18 protein-coding genes and 1 tRNA gene are annotated in these 21,110 nt (G+C 62.2%); 14 read left to right on the top strand and 5 right to left on the bottom strand.

What is annotated here, in order from left to right:
* Nucleotides 1–7: 7 nt before the first annotated feature.
* The 4 genes from fliN to motA all read right to left on the bottom strand — a co-directional run bounded on the left by fliN (nt 8) and on the right by motA (nt 2,855).
* A complete protein-coding gene (fliN, locus tag C8N35_RS14755; RefSeq protein WP_245926809.1) occupies nt 8–301 on the bottom strand; it encodes a flagellar motor switch protein FliN in 294 nt (97 codons plus the stop codon).
* Between the two features lie 110 nt (nt 302–411).
* Complete coding sequence (locus C8N35_RS14760) at nt 412–1,020, bottom strand: hypothetical protein (RefSeq protein WP_107990460.1); 609 nt, start codon at nt 1,018–1,020, stop codon at nt 412–414.
* Nucleotides 1,001–1,945 carry a flagellar motor switch protein FliM gene (locus C8N35_RS14765; protein WP_107990461.1) on the bottom strand — a complete coding sequence of 315 codons (945 nt, stop codon included), beginning with the start codon at nt 1,943–1,945 and terminating at the stop codon, nt 1,001–1,003. Before C8N35_RS14765 ends, C8N35_RS14760 begins: the two co-directional genes overlap by 20 nt.
* A 4-nt stretch (nt 1,946–1,949) precedes the next feature.
* Nucleotides 1,950–2,855 carry a flagellar motor stator protein MotA gene (gene motA, locus C8N35_RS14770; protein WP_107990462.1) on the bottom strand — a complete coding sequence of 302 codons (906 nt, stop codon included), beginning with the start codon at nt 2,853–2,855 and terminating at the stop codon, nt 1,950–1,952.
* A gap of 443 nt (nt 2,856–3,298) precedes the next feature.
* Here motA and C8N35_RS14775 point away from each other — a divergent pair, with 443 nt between their 5' ends.
* The 12 genes from C8N35_RS14775 (at nt 3,299) to C8N35_RS14830 (ending at nt 18,501) form a co-directional block, all read left to right on the top strand.
* The gene (locus C8N35_RS14775) at nt 3,299–4,087 is read left to right on the top strand and encodes a DUF1217 domain-containing protein (protein WP_107990463.1); all 789 of its coding nucleotides are present in this window, start codon (nt 3,299–3,301) and stop codon (nt 4,085–4,087) included.
* 3 nt (nt 4,088–4,090) lie between these two features.
* Nucleotides 4,091–4,816, top strand: a complete 726-nt coding sequence (gene flgF, locus C8N35_RS14780) for a flagellar basal-body rod protein FlgF (protein WP_107990464.1) — start codon at nt 4,091–4,093, stop codon at nt 4,814–4,816.
* A complete protein-coding gene (locus tag C8N35_RS14785; RefSeq protein ID WP_107990465.1) occupies nt 4,813–5,520 on the top strand; it encodes a hypothetical protein in 708 nt (235 codons plus the stop codon). Before flgF ends, C8N35_RS14785 begins: the two co-directional genes overlap by 4 nt.
* The gene (gene fliI, locus C8N35_RS14790) at nt 5,507–6,850 is read left to right on the top strand and encodes a flagellar protein export ATPase FliI (RefSeq protein WP_107990466.1); all 1,344 of its coding nucleotides are present in this window, start codon (nt 5,507–5,509) and stop codon (nt 6,848–6,850) included. Before C8N35_RS14785 ends, fliI begins: the two co-directional genes overlap by 14 nt.
* A 682-nt stretch (nt 6,851–7,532) precedes the next feature.
* Nucleotides 7,533–8,078, top strand: a complete 546-nt coding sequence (locus C8N35_RS14795) for a response regulator transcription factor (protein WP_342753503.1) — start codon at nt 7,533–7,535, stop codon at nt 8,076–8,078.
* A 126-nt stretch (nt 8,079–8,204) separates the two neighbouring features.
* Nucleotides 8,205–8,294, top strand: a tRNA-Ser gene (locus C8N35_RS14800).
* A gap of 1,211 nt (nt 8,295–9,505) precedes the next feature.
* The gene (arcD, locus tag C8N35_RS14805; RefSeq protein ID WP_107990468.1) at nt 9,506–11,026 is read left to right on the top strand and encodes an arginine-ornithine antiporter; all 1,521 of its coding nucleotides are present in this window, start codon (nt 9,506–9,508) and stop codon (nt 11,024–11,026) included.
* A gap of 212 nt (nt 11,027–11,238) precedes the next feature.
* Entirely contained in the window at nt 11,239–12,516 is a 1,278-nt protein-coding gene (locus C8N35_RS14810) for an arginine deiminase (RefSeq protein WP_107990578.1), read from the top strand.
* A 25-nt stretch (nt 12,517–12,541) separates the two neighbouring features.
* Nucleotides 12,542–13,543 carry an ornithine carbamoyltransferase gene (gene argF / locus C8N35_RS14815; RefSeq protein WP_107990469.1) on the top strand — a complete coding sequence of 334 codons (1,002 nt, stop codon included), beginning with the start codon at nt 12,542–12,544 and terminating at the stop codon, nt 13,541–13,543.
* A gap of 4 nt (nt 13,544–13,547) precedes the next feature.
* Nucleotides 13,548–14,492 carry a carbamate kinase gene (gene arcC, locus C8N35_RS14820; protein WP_107990470.1) on the top strand — a complete coding sequence of 315 codons (945 nt, stop codon included), beginning with the start codon at nt 13,548–13,550 and terminating at the stop codon, nt 14,490–14,492.
* Between the two features lie 650 nt (nt 14,493–15,142).
* On the top strand, nt 15,143–17,167 hold the full coding sequence (locus C8N35_RS14825) for a transporter substrate-binding domain-containing protein (protein WP_170122114.1): 2,025 nt from the start codon (nt 15,143–15,145) through the stop codon (nt 17,165–17,167).
* The gene (locus tag C8N35_RS14830; protein WP_107990472.1) at nt 17,164–18,501 is read left to right on the top strand and encodes a sigma-54-dependent transcriptional regulator; all 1,338 of its coding nucleotides are present in this window, start codon (nt 17,164–17,166) and stop codon (nt 18,499–18,501) included. Before C8N35_RS14825 ends, C8N35_RS14830 begins: the two co-directional genes overlap by 4 nt.
* A gap of 128 nt (nt 18,502–18,629) precedes the next feature.
* Here C8N35_RS14830 and C8N35_RS14835 read toward each other — a convergent pair whose 3' ends face one another.
* Nucleotides 18,630–19,508 carry a LysR family transcriptional regulator gene (locus C8N35_RS14835; RefSeq protein WP_210203538.1) on the bottom strand — a complete coding sequence of 293 codons (879 nt, stop codon included), beginning with the start codon at nt 19,506–19,508 and terminating at the stop codon, nt 18,630–18,632.
* A gap of 141 nt (nt 19,509–19,649) precedes the next feature.
* Between C8N35_RS14835 and C8N35_RS14840 the strand changes: the two genes are divergently transcribed.
* The gene (locus C8N35_RS14840; protein ID WP_107990474.1) at nt 19,650–20,597 is read left to right on the top strand and encodes a Bug family tripartite tricarboxylate transporter substrate binding protein; all 948 of its coding nucleotides are present in this window, start codon (nt 19,650–19,652) and stop codon (nt 20,595–20,597) included.
* Nucleotides 20,594–21,109, top strand: coding sequence for a tripartite tricarboxylate transporter TctB family protein (locus C8N35_RS14845; RefSeq protein ID WP_107990475.1), 516 nt, complete (start codon nt 20,594–20,596; stop codon nt 21,107–21,109). Before C8N35_RS14840 ends, C8N35_RS14845 begins: the two co-directional genes overlap by 4 nt.
* Nucleotide 21,110 lies beyond the last annotated feature (1 nt).

Raw genomic sequence — 21,110 nt, forward strand, 5'->3', positions numbered from 1 at the left:
GCGCAACTCAGGCTTCGAGCGCGCCGGCCTGGTTTCCGATGATTTCGGTCAGCGAAACGCCGAACCGCGAATTGTCGTCTTCCACGACCACGACCTCGCCACGGGCGACGACGCGGCCGTTGACGACGATGTCGACGGGCTCTCCGACACGGTGGTTGAGCGGGATGACCGAGCCACGGCCGAGCTTCAGCAGGTTCGCGACCAGCATGGAGGCGGAACCGAGCACCACCTGCACATCGACGGGGATGCCGAGAATGGTATCCAGGTTGCGCTTCTCCTCATCGTCCGCATCGTCGTGCATCGCGTGCTTGGAGACGTGAGGGGCGTCGGAGGTCCCGAAATCGTGCATTTTCGCTGCCATCGTGTTGTCGTCGCCATCTTCGTGGCCAATGCCGAAATCGTTGATATCACTCATTTCGCAGTATCCTTCTCGCCTACACAAACGGACCGGAACGAGCCCGCATAGGTGCTGTCATCGATGCGCTGGACGCGCATGTCTGTGGAATTGGCGGTCGCGAATGCCTGGGCATCGACCGCAAGCCGGTTGCCCTTGCTCGTGTAAAGGCGCGCCTTGTCGCGACCCGCGCGATCGCGGTCGACCGTTTCCTGGCTCGTCTTTTCGCTTCCGGCCTTGCGCTCTCCCGTCGCATCCTCGGCGTTCTGCTCCTTGCAGTGGCCCTTGCACTGCCTTTCGCGCTCGGCCTGAAGCGCACGCATCTCCGAACGCAGCGCCGCCTGGTGCTTGCGGGCATCGCGCATCAATGTCTCGATGTCGGCGATGATGCCGCGCGCATCGTCCATGCGGGAGCCCAGCGCATTGAGGACCTGGGCGCCGCGCACGTTGATCTCCTGAATCGAGACCTCGATGCCGTCGAGCGCCAGCGTGGTCTGATCGAAGATCCGCTGGTAGTCGGCGTGATAGCCGCCCAGCCGCTTCAACTCGCGATACATCGCGATCATCTTGACGCTGGTGATCACGAGCGCGACCATCAGCGCGGCGTCAACGAGATAGGAGATCATCGAGCAGATCCTCGTTCTGGTAGATCAGGTCTTCCACCTGAAGCGTGTAGGCGCCGTCGAGCCGGCCGAGCCGGCAGGTAAAGATCGGCTGCTTGTTGCATTCCAGCTTGACCGGGCTTCTGGGCGTGGCCTGAAGCTCGATAACCTGGCCGACCTCCAGATCGACGATTTCGCCGAGAGTCATCTGTCGCTCTTCCATGATCGCCTGCAGCTTCACTTCGGTGCGCTGGATCTCGCTCTGGAAGTGGTGGGTCCATTCCTTGTCGCGGTTGGTCATTTCACCGGAGATGACCTGCGACAGGCGCTGGCGCAGCGGGTTCAGCGTGGCGTGCGGCAGGATCACGAAGACCTCGCCGCCGCGCCCGATCGCCTGCACCAGCAGCCGGCCGACGACGGCCGGATTGTTGCGCCGGCCCAGAATGGCGAAATCCATCCGGCTCTCGATGCGCTCCAGCTTCAGCTGGGTTTCCGCGATGGGCTTGAACGAGGCGCGCAGCGCCTTGGCTGCTTCATCGAAAATGGTGCGGGCGATCCGCGTCTCGATGTTGGAGAAGCTGCGCTCGTCATCGACCGGCGGCTCGGTTCCGTCCGCGCCGAAGAGCACGTCGGCCAGCGTGAAGATGAAGTCGCGGTCGAAGCCGATCAGGATGCGGCTGTCCCATTCGGGCGAATAGAACACCGCGATGAGCGCATTCGCCTCCTGTTCGTCGAGCACGTCGCCGATGCGCTCGTTGTCGATGTAGGATACCGAGATGTAGGACGGCGACGTCGACTTCTGACGCATGGCGTCGGCGAAGATGCGGGCCATGCGGTCGAAAACCACAGGCAGCATCGGCAGGCGATCGACTGAGATGCCGGCGGCATCGAGCAGGCGATCGGTGATCTGCGAGCGTTCCGACACGGTGGCGGTAGCTGTATCCATCATGGCGTCAGGCCGCTCCCTTCTGGTTCAGTTCCTGAACGTTGTCTCCGCTTGCCATGACGGCATGGGCCATGGTTTCGTTCTCCACCTCGTCGATCGAGGGGCGATCGTTGGCATTGATGGTCTTGCGGCCGTGCTCGACCGCGATCTGCGGCGCGGCTCCGTTGAGGAAGGCCAGCAGCGACTGCTTGACGATGATGTAGGGACGAAGCCTGCGTTCGCGCACGCCCTTGATGTTGTTGGCGAGCGGTGTGACCAGCGCATAGGACAGGAAGATACCGAGGAAGGTGCCGACGAGGGCCGCTCCGATCAGCCCGCCCAGGATCTGCGGCGACTGGTCGATCGCGCCCATCGCCTTGATGACGCCCAGCACCGCGGCGACGATGCCGATGGCGGGCAGCGCTTCGGCCAGCACCGTCATCGAGTGGTAGGGTTTCATCTTGTCGCGCGCGATGGTTTCCAGTTCCTCGTCCATGAGCGCTTCGATTTCATGCGGGCGCGCATTGCCGACGATGATCAGGCGGAAGTAATCGCAAACGAAGGTTCTGAGGGACTTTTGCTTCTGCAGGGTGGGGAACTTGCGGAAGATATCGGAATTGTCGGGGTCCTCGATATGCGGCTCCACCTCGTTGCGGCCCTTGGCGCGCAATTCCCGCATCAAGGCGTAGAGAACGCCGACCACGTCGAGATAGTCCCGCTTGCCGGGTACGGAATGGAAGAGGGCTTCGCCGATGGCGCGACCGCTGTCGCTGATCACCTTGAGCGGGTTGGCAACCACATAGGTGCCCAGCGCGACCCCGACGATGATCACGAATTCATAGGGCTGCCAGAGCACGAGGACATTGCCGCCGAGCGCTGCAAAGCCGCCGATCAGCGACGCGCCGGCGATGATCAGGCCGATGATGATAGTCAATTGCCGCCTCCTGCTTGAGCTGGCTCGTTTGTATGGACAGGAGGCTAGAGGGCGAGGCTTGCCCGAAGCTGTCGGAGCGGGAAGGGGGCGGTGAGAGGGAAAGGATAGGGGAAGGTAGAAGGGGAAATTGAGCGCCTGCGGCGCGCTGATTTCTGGATTCCGGATCAGCGCTCGGCTTGCGCCTCACTTGTCCGGAATGAGGAAGGGCGAGTTTGGCTACAGCTTGGCCACACGCTCCTCATTCCGGGCGGTCTGCGCCGGAGGCGCATGGCCAGACTCGGAATCCAGCGCAAAAAGCGCGGCGAAGCTGCTTCTTTAAGCCTCTCTCCCGCGCCTTGCCGACCCCCCGGTTCACCACGTCAGCCTGAGGCAAGCCACGACCGCGATCATCCTTGCAAAGCCCTCGTCAGCATCGTGAGGGCGAGAATTGTGAGGGCGCTGTAATGATAAGTACGCTGCTTCAGTACCAGATCGTGACGAAGAACCTGGATCGATCGCTGACGACCGTCGCCACGGATCCCGTCGTGAAGCGCCAGAGCGCCTACTATCTGGAAAACATCGGCAACGTGAAGTCGATCGACGACTTCCTGGAGGACGACCAGCTCTTTGACTACGCCATGAAGGCGTTCGGCCTTGAAGACATGGACTACGCCAAGGCGTTCATGCGCAAGGTGCTGGAGGAGGGGACCGACAAAGACGATTCCTTCGCCAATCAGCTGGCCGACGAAAAGTACGCGACGTTCGCCAAGACCTTCAATTTCGCGCGCTACGGTGAAGCCACCACATCCTTCGACAGGACCCAGCAGGATGTCGTCGACGCCTACATGCGTCAGACGCTGGAAGAAAACGAGGGGTCCTCCAACGAAGGCGTGCGGCTGGCGCTCTATTTCTCGCGCAAGGCTTCCCAGATCGACAGCGGCATGGATCTACTCGCAGACAAGGCCATGGCCCAGGTCGTCTACACCGCGCTCGGTCTGCCCGACGAGTTCGCCTCCGCCGACATCGACAAGCAGGCTGCCTTCATCGCGGACCGCATCGATATCGAGGACTTCCAGGATCCGGAGAAGACGGAGAAATTCCTCGCGCGGTTCACGGCCATGTACGACATGAAAAACAAGACAGCCACGGCGACCTCGCCGGCGCTGCAGGTGATCACTTCGGCGAACAAGACCGTGGCGATGGACGAAAGCCTGCTCGCCAGCATCCAGAACCTGAAGCTCGGGGGTATGTGAGCCATGCAGTCGTCGCTCTATGTCTCGCTTTCGAGCCAGGTCGCCATCGCGCGCCGGCTCGATACGGTCGCGCGCAACGTCGCCAACATGAACACCGCCGGCTACCGCGCCGACGAGATCAAGTTTTCCGAGGTGCTGTCGAAGAAGGGGCCGGATCCGGTCTCCTTCGCCAATGGCGGTGAAACCTACATCTCGCGTCAGCACGGTGGCCTCACCAAGACCGACAATCCGCTGGATATCGCCATCGACGGGGATGGATGGCTCGCCGTGCGCACCACTTCCGGCATCGCCTACACGCGTGACGGCCGGATGCAGATGGGAACGGACGGCATGTTGCGTTCGGTGAACAACTATCCGGTTCTCGATAGCGGCGGTCTTCCGATCATGCTCGATCCCGAAGCCGGTTCGCCGACGATCACCGCGGACGGTGCCGTCTATCAGGGCGAGAACCGCTTGGGCGATGTCGGCTTGTTCACGATCGCCAGCGATGCCCGTCTGACGCGTTACGACAATTCCGCGGTCATCCCGGACAAGCCGGCGACGCCGGTGCTGGAATTTTCCGAAAACGGCTTCGCGCAAGGCTACACGGAAGGCTCAAACGTCAACCCGATCCGTGAAATGACCAAGATGATCGAGCTCACCCGCACCTTCGAGAGCATTTCCAAGATGATCGATTCCGGGGCGGACAACCAGCAACAGGCGATCCGCGAGCTGGGTGAGACCTCATGAGCGAGATCGCCGTCACGCCGCTGGCAAAACCGGTGGAGCGGGCCGAGGTGCAGTTGCCCCGGCCAAACCCCGTGCGTCCGGCAGCGTCCGCCCAGACCGCGAGGATATCCGCCGGTCCGGCCGCATCCGCGCGTGAAGGCGACGCCGAGGGCTTCGGCTTTTCCGATCTGATCGACACGCTGAACCCGCTCCAGCAATTGCCGCTTGTCGGCAGCCTCTACCGCGCTGTCACGGGCGACGAAATCTCTCCCCAGGCTCACTATGCCGGCAGCGCTCTTTATGGCATGGCGCTTGGCGGCCCGGTGGGGATGGGCGCCTTCCTTGGGATGGCCATGGTGGGCGATGCCGTTTCTGATCATTTTCAGACGCGAGATGTGCAGCTTGCCACGTCCGGCGACGCCCCGGGTACGCCCGCGCCCCCGACCGAAAGCGACAGCGTTGCCGAAGCTGTTTCGGGCGCTGAAGCCGCGCCCGGCGCACCGACGGATCTTTTCAAATGGCTGCGCCCGGAAGCCGCGATCGCCCGCTTCCCCGTTGCAGGTTCGAACGACGCGCCCGACGCCCCGCAATGGGGGGCTCGCGAACCCGCCATTCCGGCGAGTGTCGAGGGGCTGGCGGCGGATCCCAATAACCACCTTCCGTTGAGCGTGCTGGAAACGCTGCGCCAGCGGCACATGGGACTGTTGGGCGATGAACAAGCTTGAACGGCTGGAACGAACGGTCGCCTCAACGCTTCAGGAGGTGGCGCCGGTGCGCATTGGCGGCCGGATCAACCAGGTGGCGCCGAATTTCTACCGGGTCGTTGGGCTGTCGTCCTTCGTGTGCCTGGGAGACACGGTCGTTCTTGAGACGAAGGACAAGCCCCAGCATGGCGAGATCATCCGCCTTGATGAGGAAGAGGCCATCGTCAAGCCGTTCGACAGGCAGACAGCCGTCGGTATCGGGACGCGGATCTATCGCGTCGGCGGACTGACGATCCATCCGGACGCAAGCTGGAAGGGCAGGGTGGTCAACGCTCTGGGCCAGCCGGTGGACGACCGGGGCCCCATCCCTCCAGGCACCCGTGCCGTGCCGCTCGACCGGGATCCGCCGCCGCCGCTGAAGCGCGCGCGTGTGACGACGCCCGTTCGCACCGGCGTGCGCGTCGTCGATCTCTTCACGCCTCTTTGTATCGGCCAGCGCGTCGGCATCTTTGCCGGTTCGGGCGTTGGCAAATCGACCCTGCTCGCCATGTTCGCACGCTCCGGCGATTTCGATACGGTCGTCGTGGGGCTTGTCGGCGAGCGGTCGCGAGAGGTGCGCGAGTTTATCGAGGATGCGCTCGGCGAGGCGATCGGGAAGTCCGTCGTCGTCGTTTCCACCGGTGACGAGAGCCCGATGATGCGGCGCCTGGCACCCAAGACGGCCATGACCATCGCCGAGCATTTCCGTGATCGCGGCGACTCCGTTTTGCTGATCATCGATTCCGCGACCCGCTTTGCCCACGCCTCGCGCGATGTGGCGATGGCGGCGGGTGAACCGCCCGTGGCACGCGGCTATACGCCGAGTGTCTTTTCCGAGCTGCCCCGGCTGCTGGAACGCGCCGGGCCCGGGGTCAACGGCGGCGGTGCGATCACCGGCGTCTTTTCCGTTCTCGTGGACGGCGACGACCACAACGATCCCGTCGCTGACAGCATCCGCGGCATTCTCGATGGTCATATCGTGCTGAGCCGCTCGATCGCGGACGCCGGCCGCTACCCGGCCGTTGACGTGCTGGCATCCATTTCCCGCCTCGCACAGCATGCCTGGACGGCCGATCAGCGCGAACTCGTCATGCGCCTGAAGGGGCTGATCGCACGGTACGAGGATACGCGCGACCTGCGGCTCATGGGTGGCTATCAACCCGGAAACGATCCGCAACTTGACTACGCCTGCCAGATCGTGCCCCGCATTTACGAGGCGCTGCGCCAGGGCGGGCGCGACAAGATCGCCAGCGATCCCTTCGACGCGCTGGCCCGTGCGCTGTCAGCCGACGCATCGCCCGCCGAATCGTGACGCGCGGGATACGCGCGCACCTGTTTCTGTCGATTTCTCCCCGCCACGCAAACGCCGATCGCGACACCCGTTCCTCGCCCGGCTTCGTGGCGCCCTGACCGGGGAGCCAGACGCATCCGCAAGCGCCGATTTCACGTTGCGGGGGCTGTCGCCGGTCCTGTTCTTTCCTTGCCAGCTTCACATTCTTGTTGCCGAGTTAACCTCCGCGGCCTGCCGCGTGGGGGGCGTCTTCGCATGCAATGTGCACGGAAACTGGCGGTTATCCGTATATATGCGCGTCTTTGAAAACATGATTTCGGCGTTGAGTGGTTTTAATTCTTTAACCACGTGAAATTTCAAATTTTACGAGAACTTGTCTGGGATGTGAATTGACGCTAGGTTCTTTGCAAAGTGGAATATATTGTTTTTTATTAAGATTTTTCCGCCACCGCTTACGGATTTATAACAATGTAATACAATCAGCGTTTGGATAACATCCGAAATAATTGACGTCCGTTATATTACACCATACGGATGATGCGGGCTGAGTATTCGAGGGCTGATCACCGTGTTCATCATTGTAGACGATAGAGAGATAGTGACCTCAGGTTACGCTTCCGGGTTCGAACGAGAAGGAATCTCTTCGCTCGGTTTGCCGCCTGATGAGTTTAGCGATTGGGTAAATACGACTCCGCAAGATGAATTGACTGCGGTAGACGCGTTTCTCATCGGTGACTGCGAAGAGCGTTCGACCTATCCTCGCATCATTCGCAACCGTGTCAGGCAAGCGCCGGTTCTTGCACTCAACGAGAAGACGTGCCTGGAACAGACACTGGAGCTGTTTGCCGCCGGGGTCGACGATGTCCTGCGCAAGCCGATCCATGTCCGCGAGATCATGGCGCGGGTGGGGGCCATCCGCCGTCGTGCGATCAAGGATGCGGACGACATGCAGGTCGGGGGCATCCGTGTCTACTTCGACGGGCGCGATCCTGTCATCGCCGGCGAGGAATACGCCCTGCCTCGTCGCGAAAGACGGATCCTTGAATTCATGGCTCGCAACCATGGTCGCCGGGTGACCAAAACGCAGATCTACAATGCGGTTTACGGCATTTCCAACGAGGATGTGGACGAGAGCGTCGTGGAAAGTCACATTTCCAAGCTGCGCAAGAAGTTGAAGATGCAGCTGGGTTACGATCCGATCGAATCCGTCCGTTTTCTGGGTTACATGCTGAAGAAGGAAGAGGGCTAGTTCGCGACCGTTTAACGGCGCGGGTGTCCGGGGATAATATTCTCCGCACCGCGGTTATACGCGCCCATCCACACCACGCCGCTTGACAACGCGCTTCCATCCCCTCAAAGGAGGGGCGCATTTCCCGGAGGAGTGGCCGAGTGGTTGAAGGCACCGGTCTTGAAAACCGGCAGGCGGGCAACCGTCTCGTGGGTTCGAATCCCACCTCCTCCGCCACTTATCGCCGATTGCCGCGTGCAATAGCCTATGTATCACCGATCACCGTACGCCACCAAGTTGGCGGACGATCCGGCAATCCAGCTACCTGTAGCGCGCAAAACCAGGTGGCACGGCGCGCAAGATCGGATGGCAACAGTCCCAAGGGCCTGGTTCTCCGACCGCAACACAGTCGCTTGCCGTTGGCAGTAGGTACGATTAGCCTCCGCCGTGGGGGCTCTCACGAACGAATTTCCAATTGATATAGCCTCTGGAGCAGATCTCCGGTGGACATGTGGCCGTGCTGCCGCACCCACAGTCGGCGAACTTGTCGGGGGAAGCCTTTTCGTCAACGACAGCAGGGGCCCCGCCATCGGCCTCGTCCTCCTTGCCGATCGCGGCGGGGGTATGATCGCAACCGCCTGATAAGATGTCGGAACACGAATAAGCCTGGCGCCAAGGGCGAGGCGGGCGGGCTGGGGCGTCCGGGAAGGTCCGTCCATTCTCGGATGCCTGCGTCTCCACGCTGCGGCGGATCGGTGATGACCGGGGACGGGCCTGGATCGGCAGCTCCATCATCGTCCCTTCACAAGGGTGGGACAGGTCTTGTGTGCCTTCGACTGGATCCAGCGGCACTCCGGGCGCGCCGGTCAATGAAAAAAATTTCATTATTCCCCTGAAAATTTCTTCTCGCGCGCAGCGCGTTATTTGGAAATTCGGCGAGAACGCGCGGAATTTTCTTTGTCTTTATTGTGGCACGCCTTTTGCAATTCCTACGTTGCAAAAGGAAACAGTCGAATGACCAACGCCGCAAAAGCCGCATCCCGGGCTCTGGACCGTGCAAGCAGACAGCATCGCGACGACAGACAGCGGGATTTCGAGCCGACGACGATCGAGAGGCCCACGCGATTTCGATTGACCAATTCCTGCCGCAACTCCGGATGGCATGCCGAAGAAGAGCGGCAGTGTCGCCGGGCTGAAACTGGCCGGAATTCGCGGCTTCGGGTGCAGCGCGGACCGCCCGTCATCGCGGGCGGGAACCGCTCCTAACCCTCTCTCACATCGCCGCCAGGTCGTTGCGTTCGCGACCGAGGATCTCTTGCCAGTTCGACCGATAGCGTCGGGGGACAGGGCACCCGCATGCCCGCTCCCATCCGTTGCAACGAACCTGCGCAACCGCCCCTTCGTGACGTCATGCACCAGGACAAGTCCACGATGCGGAGTATCGAGACATGTCAAACACAGAAAATATAAATGCCGTCGCAGATGTCGCCGTTCAAGCAGAAGAAAGCGCTGGCGCCGCCACGTCGTCAAAGAGCGGCAAGCTCACGCTTCTGCCGCTGGTCGCACTGGTCGTCGGATCGGAGCTTGGCGGAGGTGTCTTCAACCTGCCGCACGACGCTTCGGCCGCCGCCAGCCCGGGCGCGATCATTCTGGGATGGGTCATCACCGGTATCGGCGTGCTGGCGCTCGCGCTGGTCTACCAGAACCTCTCCATGCGAAAACCGGAGCTGAACGCCGGCCCCTATGCCTATGCCCGCGCGGGCTTCGGCGATTTCGTCGGCTTCTCCAGCGCCTGGGGCTACTGGATCAGCGCCTTTCTCGGCAACGTGTCCTATGCGGTCGCCATCTTCAGCGCGCTGGCCTTCTTCTTTCCCGTCTTCGGCGCCGGCAACAATCTGGTGTCCGTCATCGGCGCCTCGATCTGCCTGTGGCTGCTGCACACGCTGGTGCTGCGCGGGGTCCGGGAAGCCGCCTTCGTCAACGTCATCACCACGATCGCCAAGCTGGCGCCGCTGCTCTTGTTCATCGTGCTGACGCTGCTGGCCTTCAACTACGACAAGTTCACCTTCAACTTCTGGGGCAACGCCACCGCCGACGGCTTCGAGGGGCTCGGCAGCGTCATGGGGCAGGTCAAGAGCACCATGCTCGTCACCTTGTGGGTGTTTGTCGGCATCGAGGGGGCGAGCGTGTTCTCGGGCCGTGCCGCGCGGCGCTCCGACGTCGGACGGGCGACCGTGATCGGCTTCCTCGCCACGCTCGCGATCTACATCCTGGTCTCGCTGCTCTCCACCGGCGTCCTGTCCCAGCCGGAGCTGGCGGGCCTCAAGGTCCCGGCCATGGCCTACGTGCTGGAGCCGATCGCCGGCAAGTGGGGTTCGGGCCTCATCAATCTCGGCCTCGTCATCTGCGTCGGCGGCGCCTTCCTGAGCTGGACGCTGCTGTGCGCCGAGATCCCTTACGTCTGCGGCAAGGACGGCATCTTCCCGCGCTGGTTCTCGGCTGAAAACGCGGCAGGTGCGCCCGTCAACTCGCTGTGGATGACCAACGGCCTGATCCAGATCTTCCTGATCCTCAGCCTGTTCGCCTCTACCGCCTACCAGTTCTTCTATTCCATCGCCACCGTCGCGATCCTGCCGCCGTACCTGTTCTCCGGCGCCTACGCGCTCAAGATCGCGCTGACCGGCGAGAGCTACGACGAGAACCCCAGGGGCCGCACCAAGGACCTCGTCATCGGGCTGATCGCCACCGTCTACGGCGTCTGGATGCTCTACGCCGCCGGCCCGTCCTTCCTGCTGATGATGACGATCCTCTTCGCCCCCGGAATGGTCGTCTACGTGCTCGCGCGGCGCAATGCCGGCGAACATGCGCGGCTGTTCAACGTCTGGGAAGGCCTGTTCGCGCTGGCGCTGATCGTCGCCGCCTGCGTCGCCGGCTGGCTCATCTACCAGGGAACCATCTCGCCGTTCTGAGACGCGCGAAACGCCTTTCCCGCGTCTCCACCCCCCGACGCGCCCCGCCTGCCCGGGACCGTCGGGCGGGGAGCCGGCCACGCGACCACCAGGTCGGCTCCCCCATCTCGTCCACTTCCACCGTCGGCAATGCCTCTGCCGACAAGCCGAAAGAGGAAAAAATGCAAGATCTTGGCCTTTCCACCAAAGGAGCCCAGCCCTGCGCGCCGGAGATGCTGAATTTCGTCGGCGCCGAAGGAGCGTCGCAATTCGGCGTCCATTCCGAATGCGGCCGGCTCAGGACCGTGATCGTCTGCCGTCCCGGTCTCGCCCAGAAGCGCCTGACGCCGGAAAACTGCAAGGAACTGCTGTTCGACGACGTGCTCTGGGTTTCCGAGGCGCAGAAGGAACACGCCGCATTCGTGCAGATGATGCGCGGCCGCGGCATCGAGGTTCTCGAATTCCACGACCTGCTCGCCGACGTCCTGAACACGGCCCAGGGCCGCGCCTACATCCTCGACCGCCGCGTCACGCCCGGTTTTGTCGGCACCGCCATGTGCAAGGATATCCGCGCCTGGCTCGATGAAATGCCCTCGCGGCTTCTGGCCGAGCATCTGATCGGCGGCATCGCCTGTTCGGAGCTGCCCTTCGAGGCGCACGGCCTCGTCGCCGGCTCCATGGAGCCGGACGATTTCGTCTTCGCGCCGCTGCCCAACTCGCTCTTCATGCGCGACAGCTCCTGCTGGATCTACGAGGGCGTGACCGTCAATCCGATGTACTGGCCGGCCCGCCGGCAGGAATCGCTGCTGCTCGCCGCGGTCTACAAGTTCCATCCGCGCTTCGGGCCGGACGGGGCCCGCATCTGGTGGGGCGATCCCGATCTGAACACCGGCAACGCCACCCTGGAGGGCGGCGACGTCATGCCGATCGGCAATGGCGTGGTGCTCGTCGGCATGGGAGAGCGGACCACGCCTCAGACGGTCGGCGAGCTCGCCCGGACCCTGTTCAGGGCGGAAGCCGCCGAACGGGTCATCGCCTGCCAGATGCCCAAATCCCGCGCGGCGATGCATCTCGACACGGTGTTCACGGTCTGCGACCGCGATGTGGTCGACGCCTACATCCCGGTCTGCGAGCAGATCCATTGCTGGAGCCTGCGTCCCGGCGATCGCGACGACGAGGTGGATTACCAGTCGGAGACCCGGCCTTTCCTCACCGCCGAGGGCACCGGCATCGCGGCCGAAGCCATGGGCCAGCAGAACCTGCGGGTCGTCACTCCCGGCGCTGCCGCCGATGCCTACGAGCTGCAGCGCGAGCAGTGGGATGACGGCGCCAATGTCGTCGCGCTCGAGCCGGGCGTCGTCGTCGCCTACGAGCGCAACGAGATGACCAACGCCGCCCTGCGGGCCGCCGGCGTCGAGGTCATCGCCATCCGCGGAAGCGAACTGGGCCGCGGCCGCGGCGGCGGTCACTGCATGACCTGCCCCGTGCTGCGCGATCCCGTCTCCCTCTGACCAATCTTCATCAGGAGTTCCACTTATGTCTTTCAATCTTCGCGACCGGTCCCTGCTGACCGTCCAGGACTACAGCCAGCGCGAGTTCAGGTATCTGCTCGACCTCGCCCGGGACCTGAAGCGGGCGAAGTACGCCCATACCGAGCAGCAGCATCTCAAGGGCAAGGAAATCGCCCTCATCTTCGAGAAGACCTCGACCAGAACCCGCTGCGCCTTCGAGGTCGCGTGCCACGACCAGGGCGCGCATGTGACCTATCTCGATCCGGCGGGCTCGCAGATGGGGCACAAGGAGTCCGTCAAGGACACGGCCCGCGTTCTGGGGCGGATGTACGACGCCATCGAGTTTCGTGGCTTCTCGCAGGAATCGGTGGAGCAGCTGGCGGCCTTCTCCGGCGTGCCGGTCTACAACGGCCTCACCGACGAATATCACCCGACCCAGATCCTCGCCGATCTGATGACCATGCGCGAGTACACCGACAAGCCGCTCAACCAGATCAAGTTCGCCTATGTCGGCGACACGCGCTCCAACATGGGGCACTCGCTCATGCTGGGCGGCTGCCTGATGGGCATGGACGTGCGTCTTGCGGGCCCCGAAGTGCTGTGGCCGGCCGACACCTACCAGTCGCAGGCGCGCAGTCTGCAGGCAAAGCACGGCGCACGCCTCACCATCACCGAGGATGTCTGCGCGGCGGTGAAGGATGTCGACTTCGTCTACACCGACGTGTGGGTCTCCATGGGCGAGCCCAAGGAGGTGTGGGGCGAGCGGATCGAGCTTCTCAGGCCCTATCAGGTGAACGAGAAGCTGATGGCGGCCACCGCCAACCCGCAGGCCAAGTTCCTGCATTGCCTGCCCGCCTTCCACAATCTGGAAACCAAGATCGGCCAGGAGATCTTCGAGCAGTTCGGGCTGAACGGAATGGAGGTGACGGAGGACGTCTTTGAGTCCGAACAGAACCTGTCGTTCGAACAGGCCGAGAACCGCATGCATGCCATCAAGGCGCTTCTCGTCGCGACATTGGGGGACTGATCTCATGCGTATCCTGGTCGCACTGGGCGGCAACGCCCTGCTTTGCCGCGGCGAGCCGATGACGGCGGAGGCGCAGCGCGCCAATGTCCGCACCGCCTCGCGCTCGCTCGCGACGATCTGCCCCGGCAACGAGGTGATCGTCACCCACGGCAACGGGCCGCAGGTCGGCCTGCTGTCGCTGCAGGGCCATGCCTACGACCCCGGCTCGCTGTTTCCCCTCGATGTTCTGGGGGCGGAGACGGAAGGCCTGATCGGCTACATGATCGAGCAGGAGCTCGGCAACCTGCTGCCGTTCGAGGTGCCGTTCGCAACCGTGCTGACGATGACGGAGGTCGATCGCAACGATCCCGCCTTCGACAATCCGACCAAGTTCATCGGTCCGGTCTATTCGGAGCAGGAGGCGGATGATCTGGAGAAGGAGAAGGGCTGGACTTTCAGGCAGGATGGCAACAAGTGGCGCCGCGTCGTGCCCTCGCCCAAGCCGAAGCGGATCTTCGAGATCCGGCCGATCGAATGGCTCCTGGAGAAGGGGGCGGTCGTCGTCGCGGCCGGTGGCGGCGGCATTCCGACCGCTTACGGAGATGACGGCAAGCTCGCCGGCGTGGAGGCGGTTATCGACAAGGATCTGTGCTCGGATCTGCTGGCACGTGAACTCGATGTCGACATGTTCGTGATGGCGACGGATGCCGATGCCGTGTTCCTCGACTGGGGCACGCCCGAGGCCCGCGCGATCCGGCGGGCCTCCCCCGACGCGATGGCGGCGCACGCCTTCCCGGCGGGCTCGATGGGGCCGAAGGTTGCGGCGGCGTGCAACTTCGCGCGCCTGACCGGCAAGCCGGCGGTCATCGGCGCGCTGAAGGATCTGCCGGCGCTCGTTCGCGGCGAAACTGGGACGACGATCACGAGCGCCGAGGTGGGCGAAACCGTTTACGTGCCCGAAATCGCGTAAAAGGTTGTCCATCTGGGCCGGCCGGTTACCGACATCGCATTCGTCGGGAACCGGCCGGTTCGCGGTCCGTACAGGCCCCATGTCGCAAACGACGGGGGCGAGTTGCGCTACAAATCATCACATACGCCCCAGATCAACGTATCGGCACAGGGTATCTGCTATGGTGCAAGTGCGTTGAAGAATAAGCCGAAAATGAAACGACGCAGAATATGCATGTGCCCTTCGCAATCGTACCCGGCCGCAGGCCGCCGTGCTTGCGGAAACGGCTCGCAACCTCGAACAACCTTCCGAGCGGACTTCGAATCGACAGCGTTTCGCAAGCCTGTCCTCCGCCCATATGCGGCATTTGAGATGTCTGTGCGGAGGTGCCGGGCATGGTCGCGGATCTTGGAGACAGGTGTGCCGGACAGTCTTCCAGCATGTCGTCGCGATGTCACCCGAACGCAACGTCGGAAAGCTGAGGGAAGAAGGAGGCCCCCCTTTCGCGAACCGTTGCCGAACCCGGCCAGTGGATGCCGCTCGTGCGCATCCACCTTCGGGGTTGGCGCTACGAACTGACAGGGCAAGACGCTATGTGGCTTCGCAGGAAACTCCTCGCCTTCCGTCGACTTAGGGGGCGGACCCACCGCGCCGGGACCGGCAGGAGCCGCATGCAGAGGCTGGCCAGAACCGTCGTTGTCATCATCGTTCTGGCCTGTGCGATTTTGCTGATCGCGAACTACCTGGTAGAGAACACCTACGGCCTCAATCTGAGTGATTACGTCAAATATTCGGCCGATTATACCAAGGAAGAAAAAGACTACCTGAAGTCGCACGGCAGGTTGATATATGGAACGGATGCGAGCTCCCCTCCGTTGAGCTACATAGATCCGAGATCCGGCCAGTACAAAGGCATCGTCATCGACTACGTGAACAGTCTGTCGGTGGAGCTGGGGATCGAAATCGAGTTCGTTCCCTCCGTCTGGTCGGATGCCCTGTTGAAACTGAAGGACGGCGAGACCGATCTTTGCGACATATCGGCCAGTCCGGAGCGCGCCCAGACCTATTCCTTCGCCTATCCGATCTACAGGCTCCGCGGCGCCATCCTTTCAAGGCGGGACGCGGGCCGGATCCAGACGCTGGCCGATTTGCAAGGCAAGCGGATTATCCTGACCACCGGCGACTACGCGCAGGACTTCTTGCACGAGAAGGCCGTTGACGCGACGTTCGTCTATGCCAACAGCCAGGCGGAAAGCATCAAGCTTCTTCTGGCGGGGGACGGGGATGCTGTTGTGGGTGACGAGCCCGTACTTCTCTATTACCTGAACCAGGAACAGGCGCACGGGCAGCTCAGCCTGTCGGACCACTACCTCTATGAGCAGGACGTTGTCCTTGCCACCCGCAAGGGCAACGAGAGACTGGTCAGCATCATAAACAAGGGCATTCTTCACCTGAAGAAGGCCGACATCATCAATCGTCTGCAACAAAAGTGGATGGGGGTGACCTCTCCCATCGAGGAAGGCTCCAACCAGCGGCGCGCGCTGATCTGGACGATGGCCTCCATCGTCCTGCTGGCGACTGTCGCCTTTCTCTTCCAGACCGTTCATCAGCGCATGAAGGAAGAAATCGCGAAGAGAACGGAAGAACTTGCCTATCGCAAACTGGAGCTGGAGAAGATCCTGGAGAACATTCCATACATGATCTTCATCCTCGATCACGCGCGCAAGATACTGAATGCGAATTTCAGTCTCGAGAAATATCTGGCCACGGACCGGCTGAAGCTCAAGGAGCGTTCCATCGCGGAGTTCCCCGCGCTCGCCTTTCTCACCGAGAACGACGCCATGGTCGAGGGCGTGTTCCGCAATGGGGAGAGCCGCGAGGAACAGATCCCCTTCAACGACGCTGTCCTGAGGGTGGCGCTCTATCCCGTCGAGGACAAGGGCCAGGTGGTGAACATCATCGTCACGGTGAAGGACGTCACAAAGGAAAAGGAAGACGAGTCGAAGCTGATACTCGAGAACAAGATGGCGGCCATCGGCGAACTCGCAACCGGCATGGCCCACGAGATCCGCAATCCTCTCGGCTTGATCCGCAGCTACAGCTACCTGATCCGCAACGCCCAGCCCCAGGCGGTCACCGCGCAGCCGGAAACCATCGCCAGTTATCTCACCGTCATCGACAATTCGATCGAGCGCGCGAACACCATCATTTCCAACCTGCTGAATTTCTCCCGCCTTTCGGGCGATGAACGCGACACGTTCAATCTGCACGCGCTGGGAACGGAGCTGTTCGCCCTGGGCAAGAAGACATACGAGATTGCAGGAATAGAGACGGCGCTGGATGTGCCCGAAACGCTGCTTCTCCATTCCAATCTCGAAAGCATGAAGCACATCCTGATCAATCTGCTTTCCAACGCGATCGACGCCATGCCGGACGGCGGGACGCTCAAGCTCGCATCCACGACCAAAGGTCGCGACGCTTTCATCACCGTTTCCGACACGGGCGAGGGCATTTCGGACGAGCACATCAAGTCGCTTTTCCTGCCGTTCTTCACGACGAAGGGACCCAACAAGGGGACGGGGCTCGGACTCTACATTGTCTACAACGAAGTTCAGAAACTGGGAGGGGAGATCAGCGTGAAGACGAAGCTGGGCGAGGGGACGGCATTTACAGTCAGACTGAGAGGCGTGGTATGAATCCGGGACTGTCGATACTTGTCGTGGATGACGAAGCGGAGTACCGCCAACTCTTCCACATTCTTCTGCGCGACGCCGGCCACGAGGTGGACGACGCGGCTTCAGCCGCCGATGCGCTGACGAAGCTCGCCGCCAACGCCTACGATCTGGTCCTGAGCGATCTGGTCATGCCGAACATGGATGGCATCGGGTTGCTCCGGGCAATGAAGGCCATGGGGGTGCCGGCGGAAGTCATCATCGTGACCGGCTACGGTTCGATCCGCAACGCCGTCGAGGCGATCCGCTCGGGGGCGTTCAGCTACTTCATCAAGGGGACGGATCCCGGTGAGCTGCTGCACGAGATCGAGAAGATCAACCGGCTGAAGCAGATCGTTCGCACGGAACTGGACCTGAACGAACCCCTGTTGAGCGCGAGCGCCAGCCCCAAGATGCGGCAGGTCGAGCATGTGGTCGAGAAGGTCGCCGCTACGGATTTGTCGGTGCTGCTCAGCGGAGAATCCGGCGTCGGAAAGGAAGTCCTGGCGCGGCATGTTCACGACAACAGCCTGCGCAAGGACGGTCCGTTCGTGGCGATCAACTGCCAGGCGTTTCCCGAAAACCTGCTCGAGGCGGAGCTGTTCGGCTACGAGAAGGGCGCGTTCACCGGGGCCGTCGGCCGACGGATCGGCCGCTTCGAGGAAGCTCAGGGAGGAACGTTCTTTCTTGATGAGGCGCTGGAACTGTCCCCCGCCATTCAGGTGAAGTTGCTGCGCGTGCTCGAAAACCGGTCGATCGAACGGCTTGGCAGCAACAAGAGCATCGATATCGACATCAGGCTCATTTCCGCCACGAACAAGAGTGCCAAAGAGGAAATCGCCGCGAGCCGTTTCCGGCAGGATCTTCTGTTCCGCATCAACGCGGTCAACATCCAGATTCCCCCGCTCAGAGAGCGCCGGGAGGATCTGGACATGTTCATCTCCTATTTCGTCGCGCGCTTCAGCCGGAAGTACAATCGGGCGGTGACGGCCATCAGCGACGAGGCTTCCGAATTCCTGAAGACCTATCCGTTTCCCGGCAACGTGCGCGAACTCAGCAACATTATCGAGAAGCTCGTCGTGTTTTCGCAGGAAGGGCAGATCGAGCTCGATGAATCCGTGGTCCCCACCGACTACGCTCAGCCGTCAACCGGCATCGATTCACGCTCGTTGAGAGAGCTCCGCAAGGAGACCGAAAAGAGCTACATCGAAAAGGTTCTCATTCACTACAACTACGATATCGGCGAGGCGGCCAACCATCTGGGCATCACCAAGCGGCATCTCTTCAACAAGATCAGCGAATTTGGCCTGAAGTACTAGAGCGCTTTCCGATCAAACGAACACGTTTGATCGACAAGAATCCGAGCCGCGCGCGCCAAGACCGGGACGGGCCCCTTTGCGCACTCGGCGCGGCCGCGTTCTTCGGCGTCCGCGCATTTGCCGCCCGCTCAATCGTTGTCGTCGCGCGGCCGGCCCATCTCCGTCAGTGCGGAAACCAGGGACGTGAGAACTTCGGTACGGCCGGAGCTTGGCCGTTGTACGACCCCGAGCCGCCGGCTGATCGGCGGTGCTCCGAAGGGAAACCAGTTCAGGGAGGCGGTTATCCGGTCCTGCAATGTGAGATAGGGGATGACCGCAAAGCCAAGCCCTGCATGCACGCAACCGATAACCGCCGTCATCGTGTTCACCGAGACGAGCTGCTTCGGCGCCACGTTCAGCCGGGCCATTTCCGTATCGATCTGCCGGGCGAGCGGCACCTGTGTACGATAGCGAATATAGGGCGTGTTGCGCACCAGATCTTCCAGACAGAGATCTGTCGTCCCCGGCGGCGTCAGCACCACCAGAGGCTCACGCACGACCTCGGTCCATCGCAGGCTCGAGGGCACGGCAACGTGGTCGGCGACGAGCGCGGCGTCAAGCTGGCCGGAAGCGACCTCGCTCATCAGCTCTTCCGCCATGCCGATGCGCAGGCGAACGGAAAGGTCCGGGTAGAGTTCTCGCATCCGCGCCAGCGTGCGCGGCAGAAGGGAATCCGCTCCGGTGCGCAATGTGCCGAGGGCCAGCGTGCCGCGGACCGGCCCTCCCGGGCCCGAAGCCTTGGTTTCCGTATAGATCTGCAAGATCATGCGCGCGGAGCGCACGACCTCGGCTCCCTTGGCGGTCAATGCGGGAGGGCGACGGGAGCGGTCGAAGAGGTCCGCGCCAAGCTCCCTCTCAAGCGCAGAGATCTGCTGGCTGACGGCCGACGCCGTCAGGTTCACGGCCTGTGCGGCCGCCGCAAATCCTCCATAGCGCTCCACCGCGAGCAGCGTCTCGAGTTGCCGCATATCCATGGTCGCAACATAAGAGAACCTAAACTTAATGACAACAAATATGCGGTTTTCGTGGCTTTTGCTTGAGTTACTATCGTCTCCTCACCACAAGTGCCGGCGCTCGACCCGCCGACAATAAAAAAGGGAACTATCGACATGAAACTCAGGATGAGCCTTGCCGCTCTATTTTCAGCAGCCGCACTCTTCGCCGCGCCCGTCAGCGCGCAGGATTATCCCGATCGGCCGGTCGAGTTCATCGTTCCGTGGTCGCCGGGCGGAGGTTCGGACACGCTGATGCGCATCATCTCGGGGAAGATCAAGCCGTATCTCGGCGTCGACATGCCGATCATCAACATGCCCGGCGTCGGCGGCACCGTGGGCCTGCGCGAAGCCTCGCGCCGCGCCGCGGACGGCTACACGATCAGCCAGGTGCATGAAGGCCTGCTCGTGGCGACCGAAACCGGCATCACCGATCTGGCCTGGGACGACTTCGACCCCATCGCCCTCATGACGGCCTCACCCCAATACCTCGTGGTGCATCCCTCCGAGAACTACAGCAACCTGCAGGAATTCGTCGCATACGCCAAGGCCCACCCCGGCGAGATCACCATGGGCGTGACGCTTGGCGGCGTGCCGCATCTGGACGCCGCGATGATCGAGCAGGCCTATGGCCTGAAGTTCGCCTATGTGGGCTATGAGGGAACCGGGCAGCGTATTCGCGCGCTGGTTGGCGGCAACCTTGATGCGGCCATTGGCGATATCTCTTCTTCGAAGGAATTCGTCGACAATGGCGATCTGCAGTTCCTGGCCGTCGGATCCGCAAAGCGCGTCGCGGAGACCCCGGACGTGCCGACTTTCGCGGAGAACGGGAAAGATCTGGAGCTCAACGTGACCCGCGGCATCGTCATGCCGAAGGGTGCGCCGGAAGAAGCCCGCAACACGCTTGAAGCGGCGCTCAAGAAGCTGTCCGAGGACAAGTCCTACATCGAGCAGACCCACAACGCGGGTGCCTCGGTCGATTTCCGCGGTCAGGAAGCCTATCGGACGTACCTGTCCAACCTCGACAAGACCGTCAAGTCCCTGTCCAAGGTGCTCGCGCCGTGAGCGAGCCCGGTTATGACAAGGAACACGCAAAGGAGGCGGGCGAAATTGCCCGCCTTCTGAGCTATGGCCTGCTCCTGTTTGCGTCAGTCGGCCTGTTCCTCTCCGCCAACGCGATCCCTCCATCGCGTTTCGAACGCCTGGGCGCGGGCGCTTTTCCCAAGATCGTTTTCGCAGGTATCGCGCTGGTCGCCGTGATTGCGATCATCGATGCGCTGCGGAAAATACGGCATGAGGCCTTCGGCCGGTTTCTGGGCGAGACCGTCCGCTGGGCACAGCGGCGTTATCTGGTCTTCATCTGCCTCGCCGCACTGGCGGCATGTCTGGTCGCCATCCCGGTGCTGGGGTTCTCGCTCGCAAGTTTTCTCTTCATCTTCGGGCTCGAACTGGTGCTGATGCCGCGTCGTCCGGTTCCCATCTTCATCGGGCTCCTTGTCGCAATCACCTTCTCGTTCGGGTTGAACTGGCTTTTCGCCGAGGTCTTCAACGTGTACCTGCCACGGGGAGTGTTGTGAT

Source organism: Breoghania corrubedonensis (assembly GCF_003053845.1).
Taxonomy (GTDB): Bacteria; Pseudomonadota; Alphaproteobacteria; order Rhizobiales; family Stappiaceae; genus Breoghania; species Breoghania corrubedonensis.

Excerpts from the sequence above, each read along its gene's own strand:
- fliI (WP_107990466.1), top strand. The coding sequence starts at position 5,507 with ATGAACAAGCTTGAACGGCTGGAACGAACGGTCGCCTCAACGCTTCAG.
- C8N35_RS14830 (WP_107990472.1), top strand. The coding sequence starts at position 17,164 with ATGAATCCGGGACTGTCGATACTTGTCGTGGATGACGAAGCGGAGTAC.
- argF (WP_107990469.1), top strand. The coding sequence starts at position 12,542 with ATGTCTTTCAATCTTCGCGACCGGTCCCTGCTGACCGTCCAGGACTAC.
- C8N35_RS14785 (WP_107990465.1), top strand. The coding sequence starts at position 4,813 with ATGAGCGAGATCGCCGTCACGCCGCTGGCAAAACCGGTGGAGCGGGCC.
- C8N35_RS14810 (WP_107990578.1), top strand. The coding sequence starts at position 11,239 with ATGCTGAATTTCGTCGGCGCCGAAGGAGCGTCGCAATTCGGCGTCCAT.
- arcC (WP_107990470.1), top strand. The coding sequence starts at position 13,548 with ATGCGTATCCTGGTCGCACTGGGCGGCAACGCCCTGCTTTGCCGCGGC.
- C8N35_RS14760 (WP_107990460.1), bottom strand. The coding sequence starts at position 1,020 with ATGATCTCCTATCTCGTTGACGCCGCGCTGATGGTCGCGCTCGTGATC.
- flgF (WP_107990464.1), top strand. The coding sequence starts at position 4,091 with ATGCAGTCGTCGCTCTATGTCTCGCTTTCGAGCCAGGTCGCCATCGCG.
- C8N35_RS14840 (WP_107990474.1), top strand. The coding sequence starts at position 19,650 with ATGAAACTCAGGATGAGCCTTGCCGCTCTATTTTCAGCAGCCGCACTC.
- C8N35_RS14765 (WP_107990461.1), bottom strand. The coding sequence starts at position 1,945 with ATGATGGATACAGCTACCGCCACCGTGTCGGAACGCTCGCAGATCACC.
- arcD (WP_107990468.1), top strand. The coding sequence starts at position 9,506 with ATGTCAAACACAGAAAATATAAATGCCGTCGCAGATGTCGCCGTTCAA.
- C8N35_RS14835 (WP_210203538.1), bottom strand. The coding sequence starts at position 19,508 with ATGCGGCAACTCGAGACGCTGCTCGCGGTGGAGCGCTATGGAGGATTT.
- C8N35_RS14825 (WP_170122114.1), top strand. The coding sequence starts at position 15,143 with ATGCAGAGGCTGGCCAGAACCGTCGTTGTCATCATCGTTCTGGCCTGT.
- C8N35_RS14775 (WP_107990463.1), top strand. The coding sequence starts at position 3,299 with ATGATAAGTACGCTGCTTCAGTACCAGATCGTGACGAAGAACCTGGAT.
- fliN (WP_245926809.1), bottom strand. The coding sequence starts at position 301 with ATGCACGACGATGCGGACGATGAGGAGAAGCGCAACCTGGATACCATT.